The sequence below is a fragment of the Thiomonas sp. SCN 64-16 genome, from assembly GCF_001725585.1.
GTDB lineage: Bacteria > Pseudomonadota > Gammaproteobacteria > Burkholderiales > Burkholderiaceae_C > Thiomonas > Thiomonas arsenitoxydans.
Window position 1 is genome coordinate 1 of sequence record NZ_MEGQ01000073.1, and the last position, 9,238, is coordinate 9,238.

At 64.0% G+C, this 9,238-nt stretch carries 13 protein-coding genes and 1 pseudogene; 2 read left to right on the top strand and 12 right to left on the bottom strand.

What is annotated here, in order from left to right:
• Positions 1 to 27: 27 nt before the first annotated feature.
• The 12 genes from ABT24_RS14630 to ABT24_RS14685 all read right to left on the bottom strand — a co-directional run bounded on the left by ABT24_RS14630 (position 28) and on the right by ABT24_RS14685 (position 8,250).
• Complete coding sequence (locus ABT24_RS14630) at positions 28 to 159, bottom strand: hypothetical protein (RefSeq protein ID WP_276733143.1); 132 nt, start codon at positions 157 to 159, stop codon at positions 28 to 30.
• Positions 160 to 305: 146 nt separating this feature from the next.
• Positions 306 to 617 (bottom strand): BON domain-containing protein, encoded by a 312-nt coding sequence (locus ABT24_RS14635; protein WP_013104358.1) that lies wholly within the window; start codon positions 615 to 617, stop codon positions 306 to 308.
• 93 nt (positions 618 to 710) lie between these two features.
• Positions 711 to 869 carry a DUF3309 domain-containing protein gene (locus tag ABT24_RS14640; RefSeq protein WP_013104359.1) on the bottom strand — a complete coding sequence of 53 codons (159 nt, stop codon included), beginning with the start codon at positions 867 to 869 and terminating at the stop codon, positions 711 to 713.
• 90 nt (positions 870 to 959) lie between these two features.
• Complete coding sequence (locus ABT24_RS14645; protein WP_156053999.1) at positions 960 to 1,178, bottom strand: CsbD family protein; 219 nt, start codon at positions 1,176 to 1,178, stop codon at positions 960 to 962.
• 146 nt (positions 1,179 to 1,324) lie between these two features.
• Positions 1,325 to 2,074, bottom strand: a complete 750-nt coding sequence (locus ABT24_RS14650) for a Crp/Fnr family transcriptional regulator (RefSeq protein WP_276708801.1) — start codon at positions 2,072 to 2,074, stop codon at positions 1,325 to 1,327.
• Between the two features lie 210 nt (positions 2,075 to 2,284).
• A complete protein-coding gene (locus ABT24_RS14655) occupies positions 2,285 to 3,007 on the bottom strand; it encodes a Crp/Fnr family transcriptional regulator (RefSeq protein WP_276733137.1) in 723 nt (240 codons plus the stop codon).
• 417 nt (positions 3,008 to 3,424) lie between these two features.
• The gene (locus tag ABT24_RS14660) at positions 3,425 to 4,276 is read right to left on the bottom strand and encodes an SDR family oxidoreductase (protein WP_013104367.1); all 852 of its coding nucleotides are present in this window, start codon (positions 4,274 to 4,276) and stop codon (positions 3,425 to 3,427) included.
• Positions 4,273 to 4,893, bottom strand: a complete 621-nt coding sequence (gene lptC / locus ABT24_RS14665) for an LPS export ABC transporter periplasmic protein LptC (RefSeq protein WP_276733133.1) — start codon at positions 4,891 to 4,893, stop codon at positions 4,273 to 4,275. Before lptC ends, ABT24_RS14660 begins: the two co-directional genes overlap by 4 nt.
• Positions 4,894 to 4,906: 13 nt before the next feature.
• The gene (locus ABT24_RS14670; RefSeq protein WP_338123589.1) at positions 4,907 to 5,605 is read right to left on the bottom strand and encodes a KdsC family phosphatase; all 699 of its coding nucleotides are present in this window, start codon (positions 5,603 to 5,605) and stop codon (positions 4,907 to 4,909) included.
• 6 nt (positions 5,606 to 5,611) lie between these two features.
• Entirely contained in the window at positions 5,612 to 6,610 is a 999-nt protein-coding gene (locus ABT24_RS14675) for a KpsF/GutQ family sugar-phosphate isomerase (protein ID WP_276733131.1), read from the bottom strand.
• Positions 6,611 to 6,701: 91 nt separating this feature from the next.
• Positions 6,702 to 7,337, bottom strand: a complete 636-nt coding sequence (locus ABT24_RS14680) for a response regulator (protein ID WP_041609081.1) — start codon at positions 7,335 to 7,337, stop codon at positions 6,702 to 6,704.
• Positions 7,330 to 8,250, bottom strand: a complete 921-nt coding sequence (locus ABT24_RS14685; RefSeq protein ID WP_286738149.1) for a sensor histidine kinase — start codon at positions 8,248 to 8,250, stop codon at positions 7,330 to 7,332. Before ABT24_RS14685 ends, ABT24_RS14680 begins: the two co-directional genes overlap by 8 nt.
• Here ABT24_RS14685 and ABT24_RS14690 point away from each other — a divergent pair.
• The gene (locus tag ABT24_RS14690; protein WP_286738150.1) at positions 8,230 to 8,601 is read left to right on the top strand and encodes a hypothetical protein; all 372 of its coding nucleotides are present in this window, start codon (positions 8,230 to 8,232) and stop codon (positions 8,599 to 8,601) included. The genes ABT24_RS14685 and ABT24_RS14690 overlap by 21 nt on opposite strands.
• A gap of 375 nt (positions 8,602 to 8,976) precedes the next feature.
• Positions 8,977 to 9,238, top strand: a pseudogene (locus tag ABT24_RS14695) (hypothetical protein); the annotation flags it as partial.

Sequence of the window (9,238 nt, forward strand, 5' to 3'; positions counted from 1 at the left end):
AGCACCCGACGCACCTTGCTCAATGCGTCAGATCACCGCGGCCAGGGTGGAGCAGTTTGGGTGGCCATAAGTGGAGCACTTTGGGTGGCCGCCGGGGCCCAGAGCCAGCAAGAACATGGCAGCGGCAACCGAGGGGAGAATTCTTTGTTTGATGTTCATGATGCGACCTTTTGAATGGGTTGGAAAAAACAGCGCACGTCGCCCCGGTGAGGCGACGCACGCATTGGAGGGGGATCAGGCGCCTGTGCGATGGCCTGCAACGCCGCTGCCCAGGATCGATTCCCCTCGCGGCGTGATTCGCCTGTTTACTTCAGGCTCATGTTGTCCTGAACCGCCTTCACGCCGTCCACGTTGCGTGCAAGGGCGACCGCTCTCAGCTCCTCTTCGCGTGTGCCGACAAAGCCGCTGAGTTGCACTACGCCCTTGAAGGTCACCACCTTGATTTCGAACAGCTTGAGCTGCGGGTCTCCAAAAATCGCGGCCTTGACCTTGGTCGTGATGGCCGTGTCGTCAATGTACTGGCCCGTGCTGTCGTGCCGATCTGTGGCGGCACAGCCTGTAAAACTGACCAATGAGGCCGCCAGCATGACGGCATAAAGCACTTTGTGGGATCGCATGATGCATTCCTTTGAAATAAACCAAGTGTTCCCGAAGGCGTGTTGCCCAAGGGGTAGATGTTTGATGGCGCAATGGCGCAGGCGTATGAACGCTTACATGCGCCCTGTGAGAAAGAGGATCAGCACCACGATCACAATGAAGCCAAGAATGCCGCTGGGAAAGTACCCCCAGCTGCGGCTGTGGGGCCAGCTTGGAAATGCGCCGATCAACATCAGAATCAGGATGATCAGCAGAATGGTGCCTAACGACATGGTCATACTCCTCGTGTGCAGCGATGGGCGCGATGACTCTCGACCGACCGCTTTGCTTCAGGGCTGTGCAAGGTCAGATTGACCCCAGGCTCAGATTGCGGGACCGTCGTCTTTGCAGTGCTTCTGCCAGGCGGCGAGCTGCTGCTCCGCTTCGTCCTTGGTGATGCCATAGGACTCCTGGATCTTTCCGGCGAGTTGCTCGCGTTTGCCGTCGATCTCGGTCAGCTGATCGTCAGTGAGCTTGCCCCATTGCGCTTTGGCCTGACCCTTGATCTGCTTCCAGTTGCCTTCGATACGTTCCCAGTTCATGTTCAATCCTTCAAGTGATGGGGCCGTTGCCCCGGTTCATGTCGCTTCGGCATCGCGTTGCATTTCTGCGATGTCGTGGCATGCACTGAAGGTATCGAACTGCAAGCAAAGTGTCTGTGCGCTAACGAACATGCAAGACCGTTTTTTCACGCGAAGTCGGGTTCTGCGCGCTCCGGGGCCTTATCTTGCATTGAAGCGTCGTAAATCCGCTGATCCAGCGCATAGCAGCTGCATGCCCTGGATTGCAGGGCGATGCGATTCACCACCCGGAGATCACCGCGGTGGTACGCAATCAAGCCGCTGCGCTGCAACTCTCCTGCCGCCACCGTCACGCCGACACGCCGAACGCCCAGCATCTGGGCGAGATCTTCGTGCGTGACATGAAACGTGTCGGCGTGGGCGCGGTCCTGGCTCATCAACAGCTGACGTGCCAGCCGAGCTTCGATCAGATGAAAGCGTTGACACGACACGGCTGCTGCCCGTTGCGCCAGCAACACATAGACATAGCGGTGCAGACCTTGACGCAGCGCCGGGCTTTGCGCCAGCGCCTCTTGCAACGCACTTTGCTCGATTCTCCACGCCGCCCCGGAACCTCGCACCAACGCGAGCAGCGGCGTGGTCGTCACGCCGAGTGCCAGCTCTGCGCCCAGCATGCCTTCGCGTCCCACCATTCCCACTTCCAGTGGCGCCTGCGCGCCTGTCTGCTGAAGCAGCGAGACATATCCGTTGACTGGGAAGTAGGCATGCGCGGTCTGCTGGCCTGGCGCGCCCAGCATGGCGGCAAAGACCAGCTCAACCGGCTCGCATCGCTTCAGCAAACGACGCTGTTCGATGCGAGGCAGGCGTTGAATGAGCGCATTCTGAGCGGTGAACAAAAAGGCTTTCGTGAACAGCACATCCAACGCATGCCGTGATGCAGCCCAGACCGGGCCGTGCGTGGCGTCTGGAACCGATGCCGACACGATGCGCCCAAATCTTCGCGGTGTCCGTTTGCTGCCGCACATAGCGATCGGCAGATCGTGCGGCCCGGCTTGCATCAACCATCAGCGCGCCCAGCAGCCGTGCGCCAGTTTTTGCGCAACGAGGGCGCGATGTGGCCTGGGCGATCAGATGGCCAACGTGGCCGGAAGCAGCCGGTCGTACTCCGCCTTCACCACCGCGTAGCACTCGCAACTGCGTTGCTCCAGCCCAGCCCGGTTGAGCACCTTGATACGGCCGCGTGCATAGTCAATCAACCCTGCCCGCTGAAGGCTGAGCGCGGTCTCGGTGACCCCTTCGCGGCGAACCCCGAGCATGTTGGAGATGAGTTCCTGCGTCATGACCAGATCGTTGCCGTCAAGCCGGTCCAGGCTCAGCAGCAGCCAGCGGCAGAGCTGCTGGTCCAGCGAATGATGCCGGTTGCACACGGCAGTCTGAGACATTTGCGTGATAAGCGCCTGCGTGTAGCGCAACAGCAGATGCAGCACCGGCCCGGCGCGATTGAATTCAGTCTGCATGCCCGAAGCGCGCAGCCGATATCCCTCGCCTGCACTTTGCACCACCGCACGGTTGGTGGTGGATTGGCCACCCATGAAGAGCGAGACGCCGACAAGCCCTTCCCGACCAACCACTGCAATTTCGGCGGAAGCGCCGTTTTCCAGCACGTACAACAGGGAGACGATGGCGGTCGTCGGAAAGTAAACGTGGCTTTGCAGGCCGCCCGCCTCGTAGAGCACCTGCCCCAGTTCAAGCTTCACCCGTTCAAGTTGCGGCTTCCAGCGCAACCATTCCGCATCGGGAAACGAGGCCAGCAGTTGATTGAGCTTCGGGTCGTCTGCGATTGGGCGCATGTCATTCTCCGGGAGGTGCGTCATTGATCCGTTGGGCCTGGACATCACGCCTGGAGCGACTCGCCAGGCTGGAAGCAACCCCGTGAACTCTCACGGAGAAGGGAGGCGTTGATGCAGGCAAGTTGATTGGCCAAGCGAGATGAAGCGCCGAGTTTTATTCCCTGCATCACGTCACCGCCATTGTCGCCGATCCGCCCCGCGCAGCGGTCAGGACACTCCGCACGGCACGTCGATGGCGCTGGCTGGGGCGCTGGCTATAGGGCGCTGACTTTTCCGCTGTGGGTCTATGGCGCGGTGAAGATCGGCATTCCGCCGCAGGTGTTCATGCTGAGCACGCTGATTTTTGTCGCCGGCCTGCTGCTTGCGGGCGCGAACTGGTGGGCGCTCGCCGTAGCCGTGAACGGGCCCCCGCGCCTCTTATTTGCCGCCGCGACGCATGCGGTTGCGCCGGGTCATCGCCTGGCAGGGTTCGCAGTCGTCCTTGCGGGCCTTGCGGCCGTAGCGCCCGGCGTAGTGATCGAACACGGCGCGCGGCACGATATGCAGGAATTTGCCCAGCCACCCCATCTGCCACGGAATGGTGACGTAGGCGCGGCCTGCGTCGATGGCGGGCAGGGCGTGACGCGCGAACTCGGCGGGTGAAATGAGAAAGGGCATGCGAAAGCGATTGCCCGCCGTCATGGGCGTTTCGATATAGCCGGGGCTGAGGGTGACGACTTTCACGCCGCTGGGCCGCAGTTCCACGCGCAGGCTTTCGAGCGAGCGGATGAGGGCGGCCTTGCTGGCGCAATAGGCGGCGTGGCAGGGCAGGCCGCGAATCCCGGCCACGCTGGCGATACCCACCAAGGCGCCGCTGCCGCGCGCGCGCATCGGCGCGATGAAGGGCGCCAGGGTGGCGAGCGCGGCGGCCCAGTTGATGTCCATGATGTCGATGGCGACGTCGAGATCGTCGGCTTGCGACAGATCGACGCCGTGGCTGATGCCGGCGTTGGCAATGACCACCTGCGGGCAGCCCCATTCGCGCAGCAGGGTGTCGGCCTCAAGGCGCAGGCGGTCGGTGTCGCGCACATCGGCGGCGATGAGCCGCACGCGGGCCGCATCAGTCGGGTCGAGATGGGCATCGCGTGCGACTTGTTCCAGCAACTCGGCGCGGCGGGCGATCAACACCAGCCGCCAGCCGCGAGCGGCATAAGCCGCAGCCAGCGCTGCACCGATGCCGCTCGACGCGCCGGTGAGCAGCACGATGGGTGCGGGCGATGCGGCGGTCATGGCGTGGCTCCCGGTGGGGTCTGGCCCGGCACGATGACGGCTTTCACCCGTCCCTGCAGCGATGCAGTGCCCGCAACGCCGTTGAAATCCACTGCATTGCCGGAAAAAACGGTCTGCCCCTGCTGCACCACCGTGGGCCGGTTCGACTGCACGATCTGCTGGTTGGGGAAGATGTTGAGAAACTCGCTGCGCACGATCAGCGGGGCTTGATGGGGCACGCCGCTGCGCTCCACCACGGCCTGGCCGAGCAGTTGCACATTGCTGCCGTCTTTGTTGGATAGGCCGCGCAGCGCGCTGGCCGTGGTGACGATGCCCTGGGGGTTGACCGCGCGCAGCTGCGGCGACGTGATGTCGAAGGTGTCGGAGGCGGGCAGGTGCACCATCTGCGTGCCGCGCAAAACGGCGCTGAGCTGTCCTTGGGCGTTGTAGCTCGCCGCAGAAAATCCGCGCAGCAGATAGTCGGGCAGGTTGGAATGCGCCGCGCCGATTCGGGGGTTTTGCTCGGCGCGCATGACCACCTGCGCCACCCACCAGCTGAACGCGGCGGCAAGCGCCAGCAGCAGGACGGGCGTCCAGGCGCTGAGGCGGAGCCAGAACTGGCGCGGATTGATTCTCATGTCGGCAGGGGCTTCAACGCGCGCTGGGCAGCACGGCGCCCGGCTCGGCCAGGGTGCCGCTGATGGCATCGTGAGGGCGGCCTGCCTTGGTGCTGCCCAGCGGCGGGGTGTGCGGCTTGCCGTCGAGTGCATCCTGCAGCAGGCCGGCGTAGGCGCCGCGCGCCATCAGCAGCAGATCGCAGACTTCGCGCACCGCGCCGAGCCCGGCGGGGGCGCGGGTGATGTGGCTCACGCGGGCCAGCACTTCGGCGTGGCTTTGCGGCGGCGCTGCGCTGAAACCTGCCCGGGCGATCAGGGCGAGATCGGGCCAGTCGTCGCCGATGATGGCCACTTGCTCCCAGCTCAGCTCAAGTTGGTCGAGCAGGCTCTGTGCGGCGGGCAGCTTGGCGCCGCTGCCCAGCACGCTGTGCTGCAAACCGAGCTCGGCGATGCGCGCGCGCAGCGCGGGGCTGTCGCGCCCGGAAATGACGACGGGCTCGATGCCTGCGCTCATCAACAGCTTGAGGCCGTGGCCGTCGAGGGTGGAAAAACGCTTGAGTTCTTCGCCCTGCGCGCCATAAAGCAGGTCGCCGGGGGTGAGCACGCCGTCCACATCGAGCAGCAGCAGCCGCACATCGAGCGCGGCGAGTAGGAGTTCGGGCTCAAAGGCGAGACGGGGTGTGGCGTCGCGGGGTGTGGCTTCGATAGGCGGGTTCATGGCGGATTTGTTCACACCCTCTCAGATCACTTTGGCGGCGAACAGGTCGTGCATGTTCAGCGCACCGACGGGCTTGCCTTGCGCATCGACGACGAGCAATTGGTTGATGCGGTATTGCTCCATGAGTTGCACCGCTTCGACGGCGAGCGCGTCCGGGCCGATGGTGTGCGGCTGCGGGTGCATGGCCTGCTGCGCTTGCAGGGTGTTGAGGTTGGCGCCCTTTTCGATCAGGCGCCGCAGATCGCCGTCGGTGATGATGCCCGCCAGCACGCCGTGCGCATCGACCACGGCCGTCATGCCCAGGCCCTTGCGAGTGATTTCCATCAGCGCGGCGGTGAACGGCGCGTCGCCCGTCACGCTGGGCACGGCCTCGGCGCTGCGCATCACATCGCGTACATGGGTGAGCAGTTTGCGCCCCAGGCTGCCGCCGGGATGGGTGCGGGCGAAATCTTCGGGGCCGAAGCCGCGAGCGTCGAGCAGGGCGACGGCCAGGGCGTCACCCAGGGCAAGCTGGGCGGTGGTGCTGGCGGTGGGCGCGAGGTTGAGCGGACAGGCTTCTTGTTCGACGGCGCAATCGAGCAGGATGTCGGCATGCCGCGCCAGGGTGGAGTCGGTGCGGCCGGTCATGCTGATGAGCGTGGCGCCCAGGCGCTTGACCTGCGGCACGATGCGGGTGAGTTCTTCGGTCTCGCCGGAGTTGGACAGGGCGAGGAACACATCGTCGCGCGTCACCATGCCGAGGTCGCCGTGGCTGGCCTCGGCCGGGTGTACGAAATAGGCCGGCGTGCCGGTGGAGGCGAAGGTGGCCGCGATTTTTCGGCCCACATGCCCCGACTTGCCCATGCCCGACACCACCACGCGGCCGGGACTCTGCAGGATGCACTGCACCGCCTGCGCAAATGCGCTCGACAGCGGCGGCGCGGCCAGGCGCTCACGCAGGGAAAGCAGGGCGCGGGCTTCGATATCCAGGGTGTCGCGCGCGAGTTGAACCGCGCGCTCAGGCGAGTAGGGGGTGTGCATCAGCGGCAGTATAAAAACCGCGGCGCTTTCTGTCTGATAGCGCCGCCCCAGACCTGCCGCTGCGCGTCAGATCCCCCGAGGGCATGGCGGTTCAGCTCACGATGCCCTGATGCATGGCGTAGCGCACCAGATCGGCGTCGTTGTCGAGGGCGAGTTTGTGCATCAGCCGCGTCTTGTGCGTGCTCACCGTTTTGCAGCTGATGTGCAATTCGTCGGCGACCTGATTGACCGATTTGCCTTCGACCAGCCGCATGAACACCTGCATCTCCCGGTCGGAAAGACGGGCGTGGGGTTCTTCCGCCGCCTCGCCCTCGTTCATATAGTTGGCCAACTGCTCCGCCACGCCGGGCGTGAGGTAACGTCCGCCGTGCACGACCTTTTGAATGGCCTCGACCAGCACGTCGGGGCTGCAACCCTTGGTGAGATAACCTGCCGCGCCGCCGCGCAGCGCGCGCAGCGCAAACTGTTGCTCGGGATGCATGCTCAGAATCAGTACCGGCAGGTCGGGGTGCATGAGCTTGATGCGCTTGAGCAGATCGAGTCCGTTGCCCTGGGGCATGGACAGATCGAGCAGCACCACGCTCCACGACTGATCGCGGATGGATTGCATGGCGCGGGCGAGATCGCCGCACCAGACCGCCTGCATGTCGTTGGAGCCGAGAAAGCGCGCAAGACTTTCGCCCAGCAGCGCATGGTCGTCGATGATGAGCACGCGCAACTCATCCAAGGGCGTCTCCTGCGGATGGCTGGGGTTGGGCGGCGCCCGCGTCATCGCTCGACAGCGTAGGCCCCAGTGGCATGCACACCTGTACGCGCACACCGCCCCGCGGCGACTGGTCGAGCTGAAAGCTGCCGCCGAAGACTGCGGCGCGTTCGCGCATGCCCCGCAGACCCAGCGAGGGGCGGCTGGCCGGGGGCTCCTGCGGCGTGTAGCCGATACCGTCATCCTCGACTGAAATGCAGATCTGATGGGCCTCCACATCGACACAGCGTACCCAGGCCTGACGCGCCCGCGCGTGGCGCACCACGTTCGTCAAGCCCTCCTGCGCGATGCGAAACAGCTCCGTGGCGATCAGTTCGCCGACCTCGCTTTTGTAGCTCAGCTCGGTTGACACCCGAATGTCATAGCGTTGGGCGTATTGCGCGGACATCCAGCGAAGCGCGGCCTTCAGCCCCAGGTCGAGCACGCTGGGCCGCAATTCGGACGCAACCCGCCGACCCGCCTCTGCCGCGGCGTGAATGAGCTTGTCGATGTTGCCAAACAACTCCGGCGCCTGCGCGGCGCCAAACTGCTTGCGCAGCAGCGCCACATCCATCTGCAAGGCCGTGAGCACCTGACCCAGATCGTCATGCAGGTCGCGCGCCATGCGGGCCCGCTCTGCCTCGCGCACCGACTCCAGATGCGAGGCGATCTGCCGCAGGTCGCTGGAGAGATTGAGCAACTGCGATTCGCGCAGATGACTCTGCGTGACGTTGAGCATGATGCCGGTGGATTCGGCCGCGAGGGCGTCGATGCTGCGCGTGCGCGCCCGCACATTCACCCACTTGAGCCCGTGCGGCGTATGCAGACGCCCTTCCCAGTTCCAGAAACCGGAGGCAACGCTGGCCTGCAGCGCCGCATGAAACGGCGCGAGATCCAAGGGGTCGATCTGGTTCAGAAGGTGCTGCGCGGAGTGCTGCAAATCAGTGGCCTGAACGCCACAAACCGGCAGGCAACAGGCGCTGGCAAAGTCGAACCGCAATTGCCCGCCGTCATGGCGCAGGCGGAACACAAAACCCGGGAGCTGGTCAACGAGCGCACGCAGGTCTGTGAAACCCTCCGGCGCCTGCGTTGCGCCGTGCGTCAGATCGGCATCGCCTGCCAAGTCGGCCAAGTGATCGGGTGTTTCACGGATGTGGCGCTGCGGCAACATGAGCTTGGCATGAGATGCGGTGGTTCAAAAATAGTGCGAGATCACAGCATTCGGGTTGTGAAATCTGGTCTCGACTAGAGAATTCAACGTGCTTTAGGGCGGCAGTCCTAGGTTATCAGAAAATTCTGACAAAAAAACCAGCAAATTCCGATACGCAAGTCAGAGCGCGCTGATCGATTCAGCTTAGGGAAAACTCGACAATTCACACTCCCTAATGAGCATATTTTGGGGTCTGACGAGTCGCAGGCCTAGGCCTCGTCGAGGGGGGGGTGGTGATCAGGACGTGAGGCGAAACCTTTAGTGCATCCCATATGTAACAAACAGTGCCTTTGTTTTGCGTTGTATTGCGGAGGCGGTTTCGAGTGTCATGAGTCGAAACAGTCTCATCTTGGGAGGGGCTTGATCGTGTGGTCGCAATGGGTGCACGGCTGGCGTCATAGTGAGGAAGTAGTCATGAATTCATTCTTTTTAAAAGCGGGAACTCTTGCCCTAGTGGCTTCGGTGAGTCTTGCGGGCTGCGGTGGCGGTGGCACGACGGATCTCGCTGCCGCCAATAATGCGACTGCAGGAACTGGCACGGCAGCGATCGCCAGTCCGCAGCCCACGATCACCGGCGGCAGTGCGAATAACGCACCGCCGGAGCCGACGCCGACTCCGGCTCCGGCTCCGGCTCCGGCTCCGGCTCCGGCTCCGGCTCCGGCTCCGGCTCCGGCTC